This is a genomic window from Acinetobacter pittii ANC 4050, assembly GCF_000399685.1.
Taxonomy (GTDB): domain Bacteria; phylum Pseudomonadota; class Gammaproteobacteria; order Pseudomonadales; family Moraxellaceae; genus Acinetobacter; species Acinetobacter pittii_E.
Genome location: NZ_KB976987.1, coordinates 2,422,303 through 2,443,758 on the forward strand (window position 1 = coordinate 2,422,303; position 21,456 = coordinate 2,443,758).

At 39.2% G+C, this 21,456-nt stretch carries 19 protein-coding genes; 9 read left to right on the forward strand and 10 right to left on the reverse strand.

Translation table 11 applies throughout. The annotated features are described in order from the left end of the window. Window positions 1-14 precede the first annotated feature (14 nt). The 3 genes from F931_RS15175 to ohr all read left to right on the forward strand — a co-directional run bounded on the left by F931_RS15175 (window position 15) and on the right by ohr (window position 1,511). Window positions 15-389: a DUF4951 domain-containing protein gene (locus F931_RS15175; RefSeq protein WP_016142156.1), complete on the forward strand. Its 375-nt coding sequence runs from the start codon at window positions 15-17 to the stop codon at window positions 387-389. Window positions 390-553: 164 nt separating this feature from the next. Continuing rightward, window positions 554-991: a MarR family winged helix-turn-helix transcriptional regulator gene (gene ohrR / locus F931_RS15180; protein WP_016142157.1), complete on the forward strand. Its 438-nt coding sequence runs from the start codon at window positions 554-556 to the stop codon at window positions 989-991. Window positions 992-1,079: 88 nt separating this feature from the next. Next, window positions 1,080-1,511 carry an organic hydroperoxide resistance protein gene (ohr, locus tag F931_RS15185; RefSeq protein ID WP_016142158.1) on the forward strand — a complete coding sequence of 144 codons (432 nt, stop codon included), beginning with the start codon at window positions 1,080-1,082 and terminating at the stop codon, window positions 1,509-1,511. Window positions 1,512-1,565: 54 nt separating this feature from the next. Here ohr and gspE read toward each other — a convergent pair whose 3' ends face one another. Next, on the reverse strand, window positions 1,566-3,056 hold the full coding sequence (gene gspE, locus F931_RS15190) for a type II secretion system ATPase GspE (protein ID WP_016142159.1): 1,491 nt from the start codon (window positions 3,054-3,056) through the stop codon (window positions 1,566-1,568). A gap of 96 nt (window positions 3,057-3,152) precedes the next feature. Here gspE and F931_RS15195 point away from each other — a divergent pair, with 96 nt between their 5' ends. Together F931_RS15195 and F931_RS15200 are read left to right on the forward strand one after the other, a co-directional pair. Continuing rightward, window positions 3,153-3,974 carry a hypothetical protein gene (locus F931_RS15195; RefSeq protein WP_016142160.1) on the forward strand — a complete coding sequence of 274 codons (822 nt, stop codon included), beginning with the start codon at window positions 3,153-3,155 and terminating at the stop codon, window positions 3,972-3,974. A gap of 9 nt (window positions 3,975-3,983) precedes the next feature. Beyond that, the gene (locus F931_RS15200) at window positions 3,984-4,901 is read left to right on the forward strand and encodes a mechanosensitive ion channel family protein (protein WP_016142161.1); all 918 of its coding nucleotides are present in this window, start codon (window positions 3,984-3,986) and stop codon (window positions 4,899-4,901) included. Here F931_RS15200 and F931_RS15205 read toward each other — a convergent pair. After that, on the reverse strand, window positions 4,891-7,692 hold the full coding sequence (locus F931_RS15205; RefSeq protein ID WP_016142162.1) for a DUF2339 domain-containing protein: 2,802 nt from the start codon (window positions 7,690-7,692) through the stop codon (window positions 4,891-4,893). The genes F931_RS15200 and F931_RS15205 overlap by 11 nt on opposite strands. 154 nt (window positions 7,693-7,846) lie before the next feature. On the opposite strand from F931_RS15205, the gene polA reads away from it, so the two are divergent. After that, window positions 7,847-10,618: a DNA polymerase I gene (gene polA, locus F931_RS15210; RefSeq protein ID WP_016142163.1), complete on the forward strand. Its 2,772-nt coding sequence runs from the start codon at window positions 7,847-7,849 to the stop codon at window positions 10,616-10,618. A gap of 53 nt (window positions 10,619-10,671) precedes the next feature. Here the strand turns inward: polA and F931_RS15215 are convergent, their stop codons facing one another. Genes F931_RS15215 through ppx form a run of 5 tightly spaced genes read right to left on the reverse strand, consistent with a single transcriptional unit; the run spans window position 10,672 to window position 15,771 of the window. Further along, window positions 10,672-11,241 (reverse strand): YggT family protein, encoded by a 570-nt coding sequence (locus F931_RS15215; RefSeq protein WP_016142164.1) that lies wholly within the window; start codon window positions 11,239-11,241, stop codon window positions 10,672-10,674. A 21-nt stretch (window positions 11,242-11,262) separates the two neighbouring features. After that, the gene (gene proC / locus F931_RS15220) at window positions 11,263-12,099 is read right to left on the reverse strand and encodes a pyrroline-5-carboxylate reductase (RefSeq protein WP_080649506.1); all 837 of its coding nucleotides are present in this window, start codon (window positions 12,097-12,099) and stop codon (window positions 11,263-11,265) included. After that, the gene (gene tilS / locus F931_RS15225; protein WP_080649507.1) at window positions 12,074-13,474 is read right to left on the reverse strand and encodes a tRNA lysidine(34) synthetase TilS; all 1,401 of its coding nucleotides are present in this window, start codon (window positions 13,472-13,474) and stop codon (window positions 12,074-12,076) included. Before tilS ends, proC begins: the two co-directional genes overlap by 26 nt. After that, window positions 13,411-14,232 carry an acetyl-CoA carboxylase carboxyltransferase subunit alpha gene (gene accA, locus F931_RS15230; RefSeq protein ID WP_016142167.1) on the reverse strand — a complete coding sequence of 274 codons (822 nt, stop codon included), beginning with the start codon at window positions 14,230-14,232 and terminating at the stop codon, window positions 13,411-13,413. The genes tilS and accA overlap by 64 nt, the downstream gene beginning before the upstream one ends. Window positions 14,233-14,250: 18 nt before the next feature. Then, the gene (ppx, locus tag F931_RS15235; RefSeq protein ID WP_016142168.1) at window positions 14,251-15,771 is read right to left on the reverse strand and encodes an exopolyphosphatase; all 1,521 of its coding nucleotides are present in this window, start codon (window positions 15,769-15,771) and stop codon (window positions 14,251-14,253) included. 276 nt (window positions 15,772-16,047) lie between these two features. Here ppx and trxA point away from each other — a divergent pair, with 276 nt between their 5' ends. Beyond that, on the forward strand, window positions 16,048-16,374 hold the full coding sequence (trxA, locus tag F931_RS15240) for a thioredoxin (RefSeq protein WP_016142169.1): 327 nt from the start codon (window positions 16,048-16,050) through the stop codon (window positions 16,372-16,374). Window positions 16,375-16,696: 322 nt separating this feature from the next. Beyond that, window positions 16,697-17,965, forward strand: a complete 1,269-nt coding sequence (rho, locus tag F931_RS15245) for a transcription termination factor Rho (protein ID WP_002117304.1) — start codon at window positions 16,697-16,699, stop codon at window positions 17,963-17,965. 191 nt (window positions 17,966-18,156) lie between these two features. Here rho and F931_RS22195 read toward each other — a convergent pair whose 3' ends face one another. Beyond that, window positions 18,157-18,282: a hypothetical protein gene (locus tag F931_RS22195; protein WP_080649508.1), complete on the reverse strand. Its 126-nt coding sequence runs from the start codon at window positions 18,280-18,282 to the stop codon at window positions 18,157-18,159. 94 nt (window positions 18,283-18,376) lie between these two features. On the opposite strand from F931_RS22195, the gene F931_RS15250 reads away from it, so the two are divergent. After that, window positions 18,377-18,622 (forward strand): hypothetical protein, encoded by a 246-nt coding sequence (locus F931_RS15250; RefSeq protein ID WP_016142170.1) that lies wholly within the window; start codon window positions 18,377-18,379, stop codon window positions 18,620-18,622. A 144-nt stretch (window positions 18,623-18,766) separates the two neighbouring features. On the opposite strand, the gene himA is transcribed toward F931_RS15250, so the two are convergent. After that, a complete protein-coding gene (gene himA, locus F931_RS15255) occupies window positions 18,767-19,063 on the reverse strand; it encodes an integration host factor subunit alpha (RefSeq protein WP_000126166.1) in 297 nt (98 codons plus the stop codon). Beyond that, window positions 19,060-21,441 carry a phenylalanine--tRNA ligase subunit beta gene (gene pheT / locus F931_RS15260; protein ID WP_016142171.1) on the reverse strand — a complete coding sequence of 794 codons (2,382 nt, stop codon included), beginning with the start codon at window positions 21,439-21,441 and terminating at the stop codon, window positions 19,060-19,062. Before pheT ends, himA begins: the two co-directional genes overlap by 4 nt. Window positions 21,442-21,456: the final 15 nt, after the last annotated feature.

Genomic DNA, 21,456 nt, shown 5'->3' on the forward strand with positions numbered 1-21,456 from the left:
AAGTTTAATTATTCATGTGGAAATACTTATTTAGCTTTTTTTGCTTGGGGGCAAATATTCATTGTTATGCAGAGTTTGGAACAACGAACCATTTCGTTTCACCTACGGCACAACTCAGTTCAGATATTCTTCCAGCAACACCTAAAAATATTCCGTTACCTGCATTCGGCCAAAGAATAATTGGATGGGGTACAGGCGCAGAAGGTGCAAGACAACGTTTAGAAAATATTCAGCCTGCAGATGTTTCTATGATTAAAAAACAAGGAACTACTCTTGAAATGATTACTGCATGGCAAGACTTTTATGAACAAGAGCAACAACGTAACGCAAATAATCCTACCGCTAAATATCGTGCTCGATTAATGAAAAAGATTGCAGACTTGTGGTAAATACAGTGATCTAAAATATTTTTTCTTATGGAATAATTGATCTAATTATTCCATTTTTTATGTACCCTCATTTGTTTTATTCATAAACTATTCGGATGAACATTTAAGAAACTGAATAGAAAGCGATATACTACAAAAGTAGTATTATTTTCTTTGAGGAATATATGGACCAAGACTGTCAAAACTTAAAGCTTGAGAATCAATTATGTTTCCTCATTTATTCAACAAATTTAGCACTGAATCAGCTCTATAGAAAACTTCTAGCACCTTTGGGTATTACCTATCCTCAATATTTAGTGATGTTGGTGTTATGGGAGCAAGATGAAGTCACTGTTTCGGAAATTGGAGCAAAACTTTTTTTAGAATCATCTACCCTCACCCCTATCTTGAAAAAGTTAGAAGCCCAAAATTTACTTCATCGTACCCGTTCATCTCAAGATGAAAGACAAGTTATTATTACGCTGAGTGATGAAGGGAAAAAATTAAAAGATCAAGCAATGGATATCCCGTCAGGTGTACTAGAAGCAAGTTCATGTGATATGACAACGCTATTGGGCCTCAAAGACCAACTTACTAAACTCCGTACAAATCTAGTCAAATAAACAGCAATTTTTTTAAAAAATATACTTGTCAAAATATTTAAGTCGTGTACGATATATTTGTATTCAATTTATTTTAGGAATAAAAACGATGTCATTAGAAAAAGTTGTTTATCGTGCAAAAGCTAAAGCAACCGGTGGTCGTGATGGCCGTGCGACTTCATCAGACGGCGTATTAGATGTACAGCTTGGTGTACCTAAAGAGATGGGTGGCGCTGGTGGTGCTGTAACAAATCCAGAGCAATTATTTGCAGCTGGTTATTCAGCATGCTTTTTAGGTGCTCTAAAATTTGTTGCAAACCGCGATAAATTTAATATTAGTAAAGATGCTTATGTAGAAGGTGAAGTAGGTATTGGACCAATTCCTACAGGTTTTAGCATCGAAGCGACTTTAAATGTTTACTTAGTTGGTATGGACCGTGAAGAAGCTGAAAAGTTAGTTGCAGCTGCTCATATTGTTTGCCCATACTCAAATGCAACTCGCAACAATATTGATGTGAACTTTAATATTGTGACTGAATAAGTTTTGATATTAAAAAATGCCCGAATCAGATCGGGCATTTTTTCATCTTACATATTATGCTTCACTTGCTTCATTAGTTACACGAAGCACTTCTTCGAGAGTAGTTTTACCTGTAAGTACTTTGCGTAAACCATCATCACGAATAGAGCCCGAATATACACGAGCATGATTTTCTAATTCATATTCAGCCGCGTTACCATGAATCAGACGGCGCATAGGTTCATCAACAGGTACGATTTCATAAATGGCTGTACGCCCATTGAAACCTAGATGAGAGCAATGATCACATCCTTTAGCCTCAGGTAACTGCAACAACGGTTCATTATGAATATGCTGAAAAACCTGTTTCTCAAAAGTATCGGCTTCACGCCATGTCATACAATGTGGACATAAAGTACGAACCAAACGTTGAGCAATCACCCCAATTAAAGAGCTTGATAATAAGAATGGTTCAATCCCCATATCTTTAAGTCGGGTAACTGCACCAATAGCGGTATTAGTATGGAGCGTTGATAAAACCAAATGACCTGTTAAAGAGGCTTGAACTGCAATTTCAGCCGTTTCCAGATCACGGATCTCCCCTACCATCACCACATCAGGATCTTGACGTAACATGGCCTTTAAAGCTCGGGCAAATGTCATATCCACTTTGGTGTTCACTTGTGTTTGACCAATACCTTCAAGTTGATATTCGATTGGATCTTCAGCAGTTAAGATATTTCGAGTATTGTCATTTAAATCAGATAAAGCTGCGTATAAGGTCGTTGTTTTCCCCGAACCCGTAGGCCCAGTGACCAAAATAATGCCGTGAGGACGATGCACCAATTGAGTTAAACGCTCATAGTCATTAGCCATTAAGCCTAAATGTGTCATGTTCAAGCGGCCTGCCTGTTTATCAAGCAAACGCATAACCACCCTTTCACCATGTGACGATGGCAACGTTGAAACACGGACATCTACTTCACGGCCAGCAAGGCGTAAAGAAATACGCCCATCTTGTGGTACACGTTTTTCAGCAATATCAAGCTTCGCCATGACTTTAATACGCGAGACCAATAAAGGTGCCAGCTCACGGCGTGGCTGTACAATCTCACGTAGTTGACCATCTACACGTAATCGTACAGATAGTTTCTTTTCAAAAGCTTCAATATGAATATCTGAAGCCCCTACCCGAATTGCCTCTGAAAGTAATGCATTAATAAGACGGACAATAGGAGCATCATCTTCCTGATCCATTAAGTCTTCTGTTTCAGGAACCTGATCGGCCAAACTTAATAAATCTGGATGATCTTCTAAACCTGCTGCAACTTGTTGTGATTCCCCTGTATCACCTGCATAGCTCGTACTCAAGAACGCATTAAATTCTTGTTCAGTACATAATTGATAATGAGCTGGCTTACCCAAGATGCGTCTTGCTTCCTGCAATGCAATTTTTTCAGTATTTTGACGTCTAATAATAAATACCTGATCACCGTCATAACGAAATAAAACACCATGACGCTTGGCAAAACTATATGGAACTTGTATTTGTTTCAATATTTGCATCACAATTTATAATGATGAGTAAGATGATTTTGAGTGTACTCTAAGCAGATTACAGCGTGAAGTCTGTTTAACAACTCGGTAGAGGAATTTTACGTCTTGTTTGAAAATAATGAATATCAGCCTCGCCCCCAGAATTCTTTAAAATGGTGGGGAGAACAGAACTTTGAAATTAATCAGTCCAAAGCATGGCAATTCGGTTCAATGCTTTTTCGTTTAACACGTGGCATAAAAGAATGGCGTATCGAATATTATCGACCTGCTCTTCAAGACGATAATGAGCAAGATTGGCACCCACTTGCCGATCCACATTTTGCTTTCCCGCATAATGTTCAAGTAGAACGTTATATGTTTCGAAAGACCAATCCAGAATTTTTACTTATGCCACGTCTGGCAGATCGTTCTGTGGTCATTAAACCCGTTGATCCTATCTATATTCCAGCAGGTCAACGTGGGACTTTATATATAAGTACGCCATTGTGGATTGCAGGTTTAGTTGAAAGTCAGCATGAGCCGTTATTTGAGATTCCTGTCATTCAACCTAAGGATACATGGTTCGGCCCAAATGCCCAGCAAGGTGAGATCTGTTATGCCACGTCGGTAGATGGGCGTACCGATTTGAATCTATTAACACCACGCGCGTTTCGTGCTGTTACTCCAATCGACTTTCACAACACCAGTAATCATCAATTACGCTTTGATCGTATGAATGTGCCAGTTACGGCCCTTCCTCTTTTTTATAGTGAAAGCACAAGACGTTTGTGGACTTCTCAAATCAAAGTTTACTATGAAGGCTCTGACCGCCCCGCACGCATTCGTATTGAAAACCGTACGCCTCCTCTTGCTGGTGAAGTGACCTATGTTCATCCACCACGTTCACCTGGTGGAGCATTATTTAATATGTTTGATTCATTCTTTTAAGAGGTTTATATGGCTGATACAAGTATTCCTAAGGATATCGCTGATAGCCTCACAAGCATATTTACCAATATCAATACCGAACGTATTAGTGAAATTTTAGTCGGCGTCGTGCTTTGTTTCATTGGTTTTGTTCTTGCTCGTATTATTTCAAATACCTTTATTAGAACTATTGGTTCACGTTTTAATGCTCATCAACGCTTGGTATGGCGTCGCGGTATTTTTTATTTTATTTTCTTACTCTTCATTATGACGAGTTTGAAAGAAGCTGGGTTCAAACTTAGTGTATTCCTTGGCGCAGCAGGGATTCTAACCGTAGCACTCGGTTTCGCATCGCAAACCTCTGCCAGTAACTTAATTAGTGGTTTATTCTTGATTGGGGAAGGTTCTTTTGAAGTCGGTGATACCATCCAGATCACCCTCATTCGTGGGAATACAATTGAAGGTGAAGTCATCTCAATTGATTTGCTTTCGGTAAAATTACTTACACTCGACAATGTTTATATTCGTTTACCAAACGAACAGCTTATTCGCGCCCCTGTACACAACTTATCTAAATATCCAATACGGCGTATTCCGATTACACTCGCGATTAACTTTCACGAAGACATTATTAAAGTTCGCGAAGTTCTACTTAATGTCGCAGCTCACTATCCACTCGTGTTAGATGACCCAAAACCTGCGGTTACAGTTACCGCATTCAGGGAATCCTCGATTGAGCTTTTATTTACGATGTGGTGTCGTCAAGAAAATTCCTTAAAAGTTCGAGATGAAATGCAAGAACGTATCCGAAATGGCTTTTTGGATAATCAAATTGAAATTCCTGTACCGAAAATGGGCTTAATTGATCGGCCATCTACTGTTTTCGGTGAAGATGATATTGATCAATACAGCAATCAAAAAGAGTTAAAACGAGAGCCTAAAGCTTAGGCTCTTGATTCTTCTGTACAGAAGACGGTGGTAATGGTGCAAGATAAGCAATAATCAACATTACCCCACCCGCTCCAATAAATGAAATGACCCGAGTTAATGTCGCACTTTGTGATAGATCAAGCAAAATCAGCTTTAATACGACAACTCCTAAAAGTGCAGCACCAACAAACCAGAGTTGACGAATCATTTTTCGACTTGAGAATGTAGTTAATACAAATGCCAAAATGACCCAAAGTAATGTCAAACTTAACTGCACGACACCATTTGTCCAAATTGAAGCACTCCACAATGGGGTTGCCCAGTAATAGTGCAGGCCTCTAACCACCACACTACTAAACACCAACAACCCTACTAGAATGGTTGTGATTTTAAAAGTCCACTCCAGTGATTTATCTTGATCAAAAGCATGTTGATAAATAATAAAGAGTAGACCAGCCAATACTGAAATTGAAAGGAAGTCAGTTAAGTTAATCAAAGGAACAAAGTAAAGGTACTCAGCAGAATGCCGGTCTATGCTCACTACTAACAACCAAAATAAGCTTAAACACCACACTGGAATTTGATGTAACAAGGTCGTTTTATTAGCTTTATACGCCAAAAGGGAATAAACCACAGGAGCAAAAGCCAGAGCAACAATTGGCATTTGTGGGAAGACTGCCAACCCTACTATCGCTAATGCTAACCAACTTAAACCACCCCAGATTTTCAAGTATCCTGACTCATCTAACTGCGGTTGAGCCATAATAAACAAAGCACTAAGAAGAATAGTACTCACAAGGAAAGTACCCTGCTGCAATATACTCGGCCATTTAAACACACTGAATACTTGACTCGTAAAGGCTTCACCCAAAATCAACAACAGTAAAAGGCTAATTAAAATTAACTGCAAACTTTGCCATTGCACACGAAGTTTATAGTGTACGACCAGACTAAATATTGCGATTAGAACTACAGCAAACATCAAATATGGACTTAAACCATGATGATGCCATGTCATTATTTCTATACCTGCTACGGCGCCCGCATACATGCCTAAACATAAGAAAATGCCACTAATCATGCTGGCACTAAAATAGCGTTGCTCTTTACTGTTGTATTGCAATAAATAGAAAGTAGAAATAAATTGAGCTATTGCATAGATGCTCGTGCTTAGCGTTGGGAACTCTTCATTTGCCCAAACCTGATAAAACAGTGCAAGAGAACTGAGTAAAACTAAAACTACACCAATATATCGGCTTAAACGGTAGCGTTCAGTTACTCCCCACACAATTAAAGCTGTACCTTGAGCTACCCAACCAATTGCTGTCCAGTGCGCTCCTTTTGCAAGTGGAAAAATTAGAGCAAAAAAAGCAACCGCGAGGATGAAAAAGCTTTTTGCAAGCACAGAAAGCTGAGCATGAGTCTTTTTAATCCAAAAAGTTAATAGCGCATATGTACCAGCCAAAACAGCAGCACCAATCGTCAATGCTTGAGTAGACTCATGTACTAAATAGGCATGAAGTGTAAAGCCCAGTACAGGCACACTAAAAATCAGGCCTACATCTAACAGTGGGGGTAAACGAATGCCCTCTTGTTTTTCATGTGCTGAAACTCGAGATATGTTTTGGCTATAACGGACACTGAGCCAAATAAACAATGCGATATGGAGCCATAAGATCCAGTCTAGTGTGTCAAATTTTATTGGTTCTGCATAAAATGCGATTGCACTACCACCAATAAACATGGTGGCAAAGAAAGCAATTTGATTTAAGATTTTCCAAGGCTGAATAAAATTAACCGCAGCAACTGCCAAGTTAATAACAAGGTAGTAGCTAAATAGGAAGACTACATCTGGGTGGTATTGCGGAATAACTAAAGGAGCCGCATAAGCCATACCAAGTGCTAAAATTGCTAAATAAATAGCTTGTTGTTTTAAACTCAGAAATACCGTAATAGCTAATAAAATCGCAAACAGAATACTCGCTGTAGTTAAGTTGGCGATTACACCAAAATGATGTGAGAACACAAGTGTTAGGAATACCACAGCAAGTCCTACACCCTGCAAGGCCACAGCAAAAAGCTGGTTTTTCTTTTGCAAGGTATATCCAAATGCTGTTAATACACCTCCGGCAATGGCAATAAAACCAAGTTTTACACCCAAACTCAATTGCCAGTGCTCACTTGCAAAACGTAATAACAACACTACCCCAACCATAAGCACAGCAACAGCAACCCTTAAAATTGGATTGCCATGAATCATCCAATCTACGGCTGGTTGCCACCATGCGGTTTTTACAGGAATCGGTTGTTCTGTTTGATTGAAAGTTACCGTTTCGGCAGGGCATAGCATGTCAGTATTGTTGAGACCAACCTGCTCTAGCACTGGATTTATAACTTCAGATTGTATGGTCTCATTTGCATGAACAGTTTGTTTTGCTGATTCAAGGTACAACAGCCGAGTATGAAATGCGCTGATGGTTTGAATTAAACATAATAATAAAACCAGTAAAGCCCCACCAGCAATCCACATCCAATGATTTATATAAGCAACTAATGCAACCAAGGCAGCTGCATAAATCACAGTTCTTTGCATATGAATAGAATAAAGTGGCGTTTTCTGCGGAGAAAACTGCTGTTCTAAATGAGTTAAACGCTGATGCAAATTTGACAGTAATTGAACTAATATGACAGTAAGTGCAATAGATAAAGCAACAACGGCACTCTGAAATTTAAAACCAATTGAAATGGCTAAAAACAAAGTCAAAGCGATCAAAACGATGATCATTCCCTGTTTGTCTTTTTTATACATGGGCTTAGCAATATGACACCTTCATTACAGGTCATCTTACTTCAAGGCAATACAAGCGTATATTTATACATACAAAATACTGCAAAAATCATAAACCTGCATTCATAGCCGTTTTCACGTAAAATACTCGTAATTCAGATTAAGGAATTGTTCAATGCCACCATTTGTCTTGGTTGATGGGTCCTATTTTTTATTTCGTGCATATCATGCATTACCACCATTGACGACCTCTACAGGGTTACATACCAATGCAATACGTGGGGCAATTTCTGCCATTCAAAAACTAATGCGCCGCATGCAGCCAACACATATGGCTGTCATTTTTGATACACCTGAGCCTACTTTCCGTCATAAACTTTCACCTATTTATAAAGGTGATCGTCCAACCATGCCGGAAGAATTGTCACAGCAGATTCCATATTTGCATGCCTTGATTAAAGCGCAAGGGATCCCTTTATATAGTCTTCCGGGTGCAGAGGCAGATGACATTATCGGTACACTTGCAAAACGTGCCGTACTCGAAGGCCATCATGTACTTATCTCAACCGGAGATAAAGACATGGCTCAGCTCGTCAATGATCATGTAAAACTCGAAGATAGTTTTAAAGATCGCGTACTCGACACGGACGGTGTATTTGAAAAATTTGGTGTTTGGCCAAATCAAATTATCGACTACTTAACCCTCATGGGCGATGCATCTGACGGCATCATGGGTGTGCCTGGCGTAGGTGCAAAAACAGCAGCGAAGTTACTGACTGAATATGGCACTTTAGACAATATCATTGCCAATGCAGATCAACTTAAAGGCAAGATTAGCCAAAATATTAAAGATAATTTAGACAATATTAAGCTTGATCACCAGTTAGCCAGCATTGTTTGTGATCTTCCTTTAGAACTCGACTGGCATGAGTTAAAGCTTACTGATCCAAACGTAGAGGCTCTACGTAATTTGTATACTGAGCTTGAATTTAGAAATCAGTTACAGTCACTTGATCATCCAAACAATCCAAATAGCTCAAGCTATAAACAACAAGCTTCACAAACTATTGTTCAAAATGAAGTTAAACCAGCTGAATCTATAGAAACTGAAGATCAAGCAAGCTTAACCAGTCAAGATGACCAACTGGGGACTGCAAATTACCATACGGTTCTAACGCAAGAAGCATGGGATCAACTTTGGCAACGTATGCAAAATGCCGATCATTTTGCTATTGATACAGAAACTACAAGCCTTGATTACCGTATTGCCGAGATGGTTGGTTTTTCAATCGCATTTGATGCACAAGATGCCTACTATGTTCCATTAGCACATAATTATGAAAATGCACCGCAGCAACTAGATCGTGATCAAGTTCTGGCTCAAATTAAGCCTGTGCTAGAAAATGAAGCAGTTAAAAAAATTGGTCATCATCTTAAATATGATGCTCATATCTTTGCCAATCATGGCATAGAACTTAAAGGCTGGTATTTCGATAGCATGCTGGCATCTTATGTTTTAAATGCAGCAGCGACTCGTCACGGCATGGATGATGTAGCTCGTGTCTACTTGAGTCACTTAACCACCACCTTTGAACAAATTGCTGGTAAGGGCGCTAAACAAAAGACGTTCAATCAAATTGAGATTGAAGTTGCTGCTCACTATGCAGCAGAAGATGCGCATGTGACTTATCGCTTGTATGAAGTGCTTTCAAACAAACTTAAGCCATTTCCAGAGCTAGAAAATATTTTATATAACATCGAAATGCCAGTTGCCCGTATTTTATCGGGTATGGAAGAAGATGGTATTCGTCTAGACCATGCATTCTTAGATAAATTAAGCGTTGAATTTGCAAAAACCATGGAGGGCCTTGAAAATCAGGCTATGGAAATTGCAGATGAAACTTTTAATATTGCTTCACCTAAACAAGTAGGCGAAATACTATTTGATAAATTAGGAGTCAAAGGCGGCAAAAAAACTGCAACTGGACAATACAGCACCAGTGAAAGTGTTTTAGAAAAAATCGAACATCCTTTAGCGGAAATTATTTTAGAGCATCGTGGTTTAGCAAAGCTAAAAAGTACCTATACCGATCGTCTAGTTGAGCAGTCTCATAACGACACGCATCGCGTACATACGAGCTATCACCAAGCACTGACAGCGACAGGCCGTCTCTCCTCTTCTGATCCTAACTTACAAAACATTCCAATTCGTAGACAAATTGGCCGTCAAATTCGTAAAGCATTCATTGCGCCAGAAGGTCGAGTACTATTGGCTGCCGATTACTCGCAAATTGAATTACGTTTAATGGCTCATTTTTCTCAAGATGAAGCATTAGTGCATGCGTTCCAGCATGGGCAAGATGTTCACCGCCGTACTGCTGCCGAAGTATTGGGTATTGATATCGAAGATGTGACCAATGACCAACGCCGTCAAGCGAAAGCCGTTAACTTTGGCCTACTTTATGGTATGTCTGAGTTTGGTTTGATTCGTCAATTAGGCTTTACACGTCAAGAATCGCAAAACTATATTAAGCAATATTTCCAACGCTATCCTGGCATCTATGAATATATGCAACGCACACGTCAAGTTGCATCAGAGCAAGGCTTTGTTGAAACCATATTGGGTCGTCGTCTTTATACGCCTGATATTGATGCACGAAATGTGATGGTGCGTAAAGCTGCTGAACGTGCTGCGATCAATGCCCCTTTACAAGGTAGTGCGGCTGATATTATTAAACTCGCAATGATTGCAGTTGATAAAATCTTGCCAAAAGATCAAGCGAAGTTACTTCTTCAAGTACACGATGAATTAGTATTTGAAGCAGATCAAAACATTGCCGGAGAACTCTCCAAGCAAATCGCAAGTGTCATGGAATCTGTTGTAGAAATTTCTGTACCTTTACTTGTTGAAGTTGGACAAGGGCTAAATTGGGATAATGCTCATTAATTAGCAAAAATAAAAAAGGGCTGTGAAATACAGCCCTTTTTTCTTGCGTTAACTTAAAGTCCAGTTAAAAGAACTTTAGCCACTTCATTCATGAGGATCTCGGCAATATAAAGCGCTAAAAACGCTAAAATTGGAGATAAGTCAATCATTCCCATATTAGGCAATATACGACGGAATGGCGCGAGTAAAGGTTCAGCCAAATCTTGAATTACTTCAATATAAGGTGAACGTGATTGAGTGAACATAACCACCCAACTCAAAATGATTGTTGCAAAAATTAAATAACGGCAGAAACGAATTAAGTCCTGAATCATTGTCACAAAAGTCAGTATCACTAAATGAACCGGACTATTTGGCATAGAACCAGAAAGATACATCACACCGAAAATTTTCAGTAAATATAAAATAATTAAAAGAACCAACGCAGCCAAATTAAATCGGCCTTTTGCGACCGTCGGAAAAATTCGGCCAAAAATATCAACAATTTTAGTCGCCTTTACGGTCGATAAAACCACAGGATTATAAGGACTTACTGCCGCCAATTGCATTAAAAAACGGAAAAAGACCAATAAAATCGCGACATTAATTAAAATTCCAAAAATTAGCGCAGAATTTGCACCCATAGTTGTCTTATCCTATTTAAGCTATTTCGCACTGTCACTCAATTCTTGAGCCAATTCTTGACTACGCTTCTGTGCAGCAGCCAATGCAGATTGAATATTTTGGGAGATTTGTGCACGGTCAAAAACTTCAAGTGCAGCTTGAGTTGTACCATTTGGTGACGTCACGTTCTTACGTAGTTCAGAAGGAGTATTTGAACTGGTAATTGCCATTTGAGCTGCACCTAATGCTGTTTGAAGAGTCAACGCAGTTGCAACTTTCTCGTCAAGTCCTAAGTTTTTACCCGCACGGATCATACTTTCCATGAGATAAAAGAAATATGCAGGACCTGAGCCAGAAACCGCTGTTACTGCATCAATTTGAGCTTCGGAGTTTACCCAAATTGTTAAACCTGTGGCTGCTAAAATCTGACTTGTTAATTCACGATCCGAAGTACCAACTACTTCATTTGCATAAATACCATGCGCACCAGTTTGAACTAGAGCCGGCGTATTTGGCATCACTCGAACAATTCGATTGCTATCAATTAAGTTTGATATCGTTTGAATTTCAGCACCAGCAATAATTGAAATGACCAATTTATCTGATAACAGACCTTTTAAAGGACGTAAAACAGTCGCCAAAACTTGTGGTTTTACTGCCAGTACAACAACATCAGCATTTTGAATTGCAGCCACATTATCTTGTGTCACATGGACTTCTTTTTCTTGCAATAATTGGCGGATTTGCTCAACAGGATCTGAAACGGTAATACGTGTTGGCGGTAAACCTCTTGAAATAAGCCCGCCAATCAAAGCTTGGGCCATATTACCACCACCAATAAAACAGATATTACTATTTACTGCACTTGTCATAACCATATTCGCCATTTACCAGATTACAAGAATAAGAAATTAAATCTGGTTGCCATCCTCCTTGCTCACAATACGGAGACTGAGCCAACCAAAATCCTTTCGGTGTAAAAACCCCAAGCATAACATTATCTATGACTAATATTTGAATTGTATGACGAAGCCAAGGCAAAATATGTGCTTCTTGAATTGCTTTTTTTAATGGCCATTGCCCAACGCGACCATATAAATGGACTTTTTCACCACCTTGGCGTCGAATTATTTTTAAATTTTTCTTTAATAAAGATGAAGATAAACCCATATTTGTTTGTGTAATTTGAAAATATCCTGAAGCACAATGCACTATTTCCCCCATTTGGAAATAATGCTCTGTCTCGGTTTCAACTGGATTTAATTTTTCAGCAAGAAAAACTTGCTTACTCAACCTATAAAGATGATGTTGATAACGAACATAATAAAACTGGTTCCAGTGTAATGCCGCCTGTGCATCAGACTTTGAATCAATTACTTCATTTTTTAAACGCTCAACCATTTCAAATACAGGTCGATATTGCCCCTCACCTTTCATCCAAACCGAAAGCAATTGACGCTGACGGGCAGAGGATAATTTTAATAGCTGAGTTAAATCCAAACATTCGTCCGTACCACAATTTTGCAGATCAACTTTTAAAACTTCTTCTAAAATTTCAGAAGCGTCTTGCATCAAATAGCTGGTACGACTAAGGGCTTGCTGCATTTTTGGAAATCGGTTTTGTAAAAATGGCCAAAGTTCTTCACGCGACCATGCCCGATCATAATGGATATCATAATTTGTAGGATCAACTACATGCTCAATCTCAAGCTGAGTAGTCCACTCGACAATTTGCTCACGGGTTAAATCTAAAAAGGGTCGCCAAATTGTCATATCTACACGATGATCAATAGACTGCATAGCAGCTAGCCCATCAACACCTGCACCCGATAATAACCGTAACATCACTGTTTCAGCTTGGTCTTGCTGATGATGAGCAAGCACTAAAATTTCATTGGCCTGCAAATGTTGCCGATAAGCTTGATAGCGTGCCTGACGTGCTTGAGCTTCCAAATTACCGTCGGTAACTTGAACTTTCTGAATAATATAAGGAATATTTAAACTCGTAGCCTGTTTAGCAACGAGTTTTCCCCACTCTGCACTTTTTGATTGCAGTTGATGATCTATGTAAATTACTCGGATCTTTTGAGGGAAAATTTGAGACATCAAATGTAGCAGCAGCATTGAATCCATGCCGCCACTACATCCGATAAGAAAAGTATTATTTTCTAAAAACTCTTGAGCCTGTTTTAAGACGTGATGCCTAAATTTTCGCTGCCAAACTTCATTAAACGTTGATAACGTGCTTCGCATCGTTCATTTGCATCCATTGGTAGCAACTCTTCCAAAGCTTGCTTCAAAACTACTTTTAGGTTTTGCATGACTTGCTCAGGGTCTAAATGAGCCCCTTCACCTTCATCTACTACATATTCAACAATACCTAGAGATTGTAGTTTATCTGCTGTCAAACCTAAAGCTTCACTTGCTTGAGCCGCTTTTTCAGCAGTTTTCCACAAAATAGATGCACAGCCTTCTGGTGAAATCACAGAATAAATACTATGCGACAACATAATTACTCGGTCAGCAACACCAATACCTAAAGCACCACCAGAACCGCCTTCACCAAGTACTGTTGCAACAACAGGAACTTTCAAACTTGAAAGTTGAGCAAGACTCGTTGCGATTGCTTCAGCTTGTCCACGCTCTTCAGCACCTACACCTGGGTAAGCACCCATCGTATCAATAAAGGTGAAAACCGGAAGATTAAAACGCTCAGCCATATCTAATAGGCGTTGAGATTTACGGTAACCTTCTGGGTTAGCCATACCGAAGTTGTGCTTTAATTTTTCACGGGTACTACGACCACGGTGTTGTCCAATGACCATCACAGGCTGACCATCAAAACGAGCAAGACCACCTACCATCGCACCATCGTCACCAAACAAACGATCACCATGCAAGGCATCAAACTCTGTAAAGATTTCACCGACATAATCTAGAAATTGCGGACGATCAGGATGACGTGCAATTTGAACCGTTGTCCACGCTTTGGACTGAGTAGCTTTTTTCATAGGTCGAATATTATCCCTTTAATCGATAAATTTTTCCGACTGAATATTCAATTCAATGTCCCAATGCTTAAACTGCTCTTGCTCATCATGCAAGTCGGCAACTAACAATGGCCATTGTTTGGCATCACCAGAAACACTAAGCTGCCATTGTTGATCATTTATGATGGTTAGTTCAATGGCAGGAAGCATCTGATCACTTCGACTATGGTTGAGTAAAACTGCTAGGCGAAGCAATAAACATAGATAAAGTAATTTATGGCCACCAGCCTTCAAAATTTCATTTTTTACATCATTTCGCAATTTACGACGGTGGTGCGCAACTAAATGTGAAAGATGATTTTGATCAATTTGTGAGAAACCAGGAATATCAGAATGCTGCAATAAATAAGCACCATGGCGGTGATACCCACCATGACTAATCGCTAAACCAATTTCATGCAAATAGGCAGCTCGACGCAGTAAGTCACTGTCTTCACTCGTTAAATTAAGTGATTTTGCAACACCATCAAATAATTGTTGTGCTGTATTTACGACTCTTTCTGCTTGTTTTGGATCAGCGTTATAACGTCCCATTAAAGCTTGTACACTGCGATCGCGGATATCTTCATGTTTAAAACGACCTAATAGGTCATACATGACGCCTTCACGTAATGCACCATCAGAATATGCCAAACGATCAATTTCTAAAACTTCAAAAACTGCGTACAAAATTGCCAATCCGGCTGGCAAAACTGCTCGTCGGTCTTCTCGAAGTCCTTCAAAATCAATTTCAGAAATATTTTTAAACTTAAGTAATTTATCTTTGAGTTTATACAACCCTTCTCGAGTAACGTTTTCTTGTTCATCGCTTAAGCCCATATTCACCATAATTTGGCGGCAAGCTTTAATAGTTCCACTAGAACCAACAACAGTATCCCAACCTTCCATTTTATAAGTTGTTGCAATAGCTGAAAGCTCTTTACGGGCAGCCACTACTGCTTTATCAAAGGCTTTTTGTGTAATTTCACCATCAGCAAAGTAGGCTTTTGTATAAGCCACGCATCCTATTTGCAATGACTCAGTGTAAATAGGCTCAAACTCTTCACCAATAATAAATTCGGTAGAGCCCCCACCAATATCTACAACTAAACGTCGACCACCATTTGCCATGGTATGTGATACGCCCAGATAAATCAGACGTGCTTCTTCTCGTCCCGCAATAATTTCAATAGGTTTAGGTAAAATTTCTGCCGCTTTTTGAATAAATTCATGACCATTTTTTGCCTGACGCAAGGCATTGGTCGCCACAATTCTTAAACGATTTGGTTGAACAGAACTTAATCTTCCAACAAAACGAGCCAAACATGCGAGGCCCCGTTGCTGAGCGGCTTCCGTTAGGTTTTTATTCTCATCTAAACCAGCTGCAAGCTGTACTTTTTCTGACATCGAAGCAACTTTTTTAACTTCACCATGATCTACCCGTGCAATTGCAAGGTGAAAACTGTTCGACCCCATATCTATGGCGGCAAGTAATTCTTCATCAATCAGAAAGTCAGACATTATTGAACTAAACCCATAACAATTCACGCCTAGAGTAATTCACAAGAATGCAATTGAAAAGCCATTTTCATCAACAATTAGCTGTGATTTAAATTTTTCTATTTATAAGTTGATTGTACAAGTCGATGATGAATATCGTGAGCATCCATTAGACAAAATTAGATAAGCCTTGAATAATAGCATCAAACCCTTACATTGAACTAAGTAGCTATGTAATACTGATAGAGATAATTTTCTCCTGTAATAGCACTTTTTTCTAAAAATTGGAGCCGTACCATGTCTGCGACTATTGTAAATACAACTGATGATAACTTCCAAGCAGATGTTTTAGATTCTGAAACACCTGTACTTGTAGACTTCTGGGCAGGATGGTGTGCACCTTGTAAAGCGATCGCACCTGTTCTTGAAGACTTATCAAGCGAATATGCTGGTAAAGTAAAAATTGTTAAAGTTGACGTGACTTCTTGCGAAGATACTGCGGTGAAATACAACATCCGCAATATTCCTGCTTTATTACTTTTCAAAAATGGTGAAGTTGTAGCTCAACAAATTGGTGCTGTACCTCGCTCTAAACTTGTTAGCTTTATTGATGAAAACGTTTAAGTCAAAATGCTAAAAAAGAAAATACGCTATACTTTTTTATAGCGTATTTTTTTCGGCTATAAATTGACAAATTAGCTAGGCTGGCTTATATTGCATGCTCAAGAGGCACTGAAGGGAATCATCTTCGTCCGGCTTCTTACAAGACACAAACATAAAGATCGCCACTCGGCAACAGAAATTGTTTTTTCACATTTCTCTTCGAAACAATTAATCAGACTTCTGAATTGTTATTGTGTAAATACAATTGCGATAATCTTTTTTGTATGCGAGCGATTTTTCTTCTTTTTAAACCACACTCTACTCTTTCCTAATTCTGACCCTTATGAATTTAACTGAACTCAAGAAAAAACCAATCGGCGAACTAATTAAAATTGCTGAATTTATGGGCCTGGAAGGTATGGCTCGTAACAGAAAGCAAGATATTATCTTTGCCATTTTGAAACGCCATGCGATGAATGGCGAAGAAATTTTTGGTGACGGCGTTCTCGAAATTCTCTCTGATGGTTTTGGTTTTTTGCGCTCTGCCGCAGGTTCGTATTTAGCAGGTCCGGATGATATTTATGTGAGTCCTTCACAAATCCGACGCTTTAACTTGCGTACAGGTGATACCATCACAGGTACTATTCGCCCTCCGAAAGAAGGTGAGCGTTATTTTGCGTTGCTCAAAGTTAACCAGATTAACTATGACACGCCAGAAAATTCTCGAAATAAAATTTTATTTGAAAACTTAACACCCCTTTTCCCAACTGAACAATTGGTTATGGAACTCGGTAATGGTACGACAGAAGATTTAACTGCTCGTGTTGTTGACTTAGTTGCGCCGATTGGTAAAGGACAACGTTCTATTATTGTTGCACCGCCAAAAGCGGGTAAAACAATGTTACTCCAAAATATTGCTCAATCGATTGTTAGAAACAATCCAGAAGTATTTTTGATCGTTCTACTCATTGATGAACGTCCAGAAGAAGTAACTGAAATGGAACGTACTGTTCGCGGTGAAGTTATTGCCTCAACATTTGATGAAGCTCCAGCTCGCCATGTACAAGTTGCAGAAATGGTTATTGAAAAAGCTAAACGTCTTGTTGAACATAAAAAAGATGTTGTGATTCTTCTTGACTCTATTACCCGTCTTGCACGTGCTTACAACACCGTTATCCCGTCATCAGGTAAAGTGTTAACGGGTGGTGTGGATGCTCATGCATTAGAACGTCCTAAGCGTTTCTTCGGTGCTGCACGTAATATCGAGGAAGGCGGTTCACTCACGATCATCTCAACTGCTTTGATTGAAACAGGCAGTAAAATGGATGACGTCATTTATGAAGAATTCAAAGGTACAGGTAACCAAGAGATTACGCTTGATCGCCGTATTGCTGAAAAACGTGTCTTCCCTGCCATGAATATCAAAAAGTCAGGCACCCGTCGTGAAGAACGTTTAATGGATGAAGATAAATTACGTAAAGTATGGATTCTTCGCAAGCTCCTCCATCCTATGGATGAGTTGGCGGCAATGGAGTTCTTACTTGACCGTATGAAAGAAACCAAAACAAACGATGATTTCTTTGATCAAATGAAACGTAAAGCTTCAACTTAATTGATCAAACCTTAATAAAAAGCCACTCTTTTGAGTGGTTTTTTATTTGGTTGACAAGCTTTACACAAAAATACATTTCGTTGATTTTTATGTAAAATTATTTATAAGCTTTTGATAATAAATATTTTTATATAAAAAAGTTGATTCTTTTTAGTAACTTATCTCTACCTTTTCCAATATATAGTAGTCAGTTAATTGTTTTTTTCTGTTAAAAAACAGTCTGTTTTTCTCTTTTTCATACGTTTTTTTGACAAGCGACAGTAGTATTTCGACATTTGCAGTGATAGCATAGCGGCAGACCAGTTAGACTGCTCCATGCGTTGTTACCTAGCTACGTTTTAGGAATAATAAAAGCAAAACAGTCCAACTTAGGTTTTTTTAATCTCAAATCTTTTTTGTGAGAGTGATGCCATGTTATTCAAAAAATTCGCTGTTGCTGCTGCTGTTGCTGCTACTTTAGCTTTCGTTGGTTGTTCTAAGAAAGAAGAAGCTCCTGCTGCTGCTGCTTCTGAAGCTGTAGCTGCTGCTTCTACTGCTGCTACTGCTGCTTCTGAAGCTGCTACTGCTGCTTCTACAGCTGTTGATGCTGCTGCTGCTGCTTCTGCACCTGCTGCTGCTTCTGCACCTGCTGCTTCTGCTGCTTCTGCTGCACACTAATCTATATTCTAGATTAGATAAAAAGAGGACATTTTGTCCTCTTTTTTTACGTCTAATTTTTGATTTTCCAATATTAAATAGCCCTATGTTGCTGCCAAATAAAATTATATAAAGCTATCTAAAATATAAATATAAAAAAGCAGATCAATCGATCTGCTCATTTCCAACGCGCTGTCTAAACTTCTGACCCGCTCTGAAGGTAACTACACGGCGCGCAGAAATCGGAATTTCCTCGCCTGTTTTAGGATTACGTCCAGGACGTTCGCGTTTATCTCTTAATTCGAAATTACCAAAACCAGAAAGCTTAACTTGCTCTCCTGCAATAAGCGCTTGGCTAATTTCGTCGAAGAACAACTCGACCATTTGTTTTGCTTCACGGCGATTTAAGCTGGTTAACTCACTTAAATGATCAGCCATGTCTGCTTTAGTTAATGCTGTCATGAGGCCCTCAATGTCGCTTGATAAGTGTTTTCCAACACGTGGATTATATTGTCCATACCAGATTTAATTTCAGCATCTTCAAGCGTACGTGAAGGATGTTGCCATAATAAAGCAAACGCTAATGAGCGTTTACCTTCTTCGACACCCTGCCCCGTATACACATCGAATAACCATGTAGAGTCTAAAAGCTCTCCACCAGTTTTTTCGATTAACTGCTGAATATCTCTAACATTTATATTATCAGAGATTAAAAGCGCAATATCACGTCTGATCGAAGGAAAACGTGATAATTCTGTAAAATTAGATACATAAGATTGCAAAACGGCAGTTTGATCAAGTTCAGCAACCCAAGTTGTGCTCAAATCTAGCTCATTTTCTAAAGATGGATGCAGACGACCTAAGTAACCAATTGATTGTCCATCAACTAAAATTTCAGCAGACTGTCCTGGATGCAACCATGCACGCTCTGAACGCACATATTCAACTTTGACACGACCAGCAGCTAAAATCTCTTCAATCTCTCCTTTGAAGTCGAAGAAATCCATTGGCTGCGGCTTAACATGCCAAGATTCAGGTTGTTGTGAACCTACTGCAACCAAAGCTAAAGTTGGAATCTGCTTTAGATCTTCAATACTTTTAGCATTTTGATAATCAAAACGTAGCCCTAATTCAAAGAAGCGAACACGACTTTGCTGACGGTTAATATTATATTGTACGCAAGGAATTAAACTTGAAAGCAAAGTACTACGCATCGCAGCCAAATCACTTGAAATTGGATTTGCTAGCATTAATGGATTTACTTGTGGGTTTAATTGCTTTTCAAGTTTTGCATCGGCAAAGCTAAAGCTAATTGCTTCTTGATAACCCAAACTTACGATAGTTTGACGTAACTCTGTAATTTCAAAGCGGTCTTGGTATTTAGCTAATTTAACATCCATAGTTGGTAAACTAATTTGGATATTGTCATAACCATCAATACGCGCTACTTCTTCAATTAGGTCTTGATAAATAGCCATATCATAGCGATATGATGGAGGAACTACACTCCACTCACCTTCAGCTTTAACAGTTACTTTACAGCCTAGTCGAGTTAAAGCATCTGCAATGAACTCACCCGCAACTTGATATCCCAACAATTGGTCTACCTGAGCTTGTTTCAATTCAATTGCTTCACGTTTAGGAAGTAGATCAGTTTTTTCAGCTACAGTAATTGGGCCAAACTCACCGCCCGCCAATTCTTGAATAAGCTGAGAAGCACGATTCATTGCAATTAACGGTAATTCAAAATCCACACCGCGTTCATAACGCTGCGAAGAATCTGTGTGTAAACCAAAACGGCGAGCACGTCCAGCAATAGCAAGTGGCGCAAAGAAAGCACTTTCTAAGAAAATGTCAGTTGTATCATCGGTTACACTAGATGCTAGACCACCCATAATTCCGGCAATTGCCAAAGCTTTCTGGTCATCAGCAATAACCATTATATCTTCTTGTAATTCAACTTCTTGATCATTTAAAAGCTGTAGTTTTTCCTGCGGCTTAGCTTGACGAACTTGTACAGTTCCTTCGATTTTAGCTAGATCGAAAGCATGCATTGGTTGACCCAATTCCATGAGGACGTAGTTGGTTACATCAACTAAAATACTATGAGTACGAATTCCTGAACGTGCTAAAACCTGTTCCATCCACTCTGGCGTTGCAGCTTTTACATTAACGTTTTTAACTACTCGTCCTAAGTAGCGTGGAGCACCATCTGTGCTGATGACTACTTTTTTCTCATCAGTGATTGTCGCATCAACCGATTTGATTTCAGGCTCATTCATTTGCAGTTGGTTAATCACTGCAATTTCACGTGCAATTCCACGAATACTGAAGCAATCACCACGGTTTGGTGTAATACTGATATCGATAACGTTATCATCAAGTTTTAGATATTCACGGATGTTTGCCCCTACCGGAGCATCGGCAGGTAACTCAAGCAAACCATCAATTTTATCTTCAAGATCAATTTCAGAAGCCCCACAAAGCATGCCTTGTGACTCAACTCCGCGAAGTTTACCTTTTTTGATTTTAAAATCGCCAGGTAATACAGCACCAATCGTTGCAACTGGAGCTTTCATGCCAGCACGAACATTCGGTGCACCACATACGATTTGTAAAGGCTCACCTGAACTAATATTAACTGTTGTTACACGCAAACGATCTGCATCTGGATGCTGCTCAACTGTTAAAACTTCACCAACCACGACACCAGTAAATGGCTTTGCAACAGGCGCGAGTTCATCAACTTCAAGACCAAGCATAGTCAACTGATCAGACAATGTCTCGCTATCAATTGCTGGGTTAACCCACGTACGTAGCCAATTTTCGCTAATCTTCATCTTTATAAACCTTTT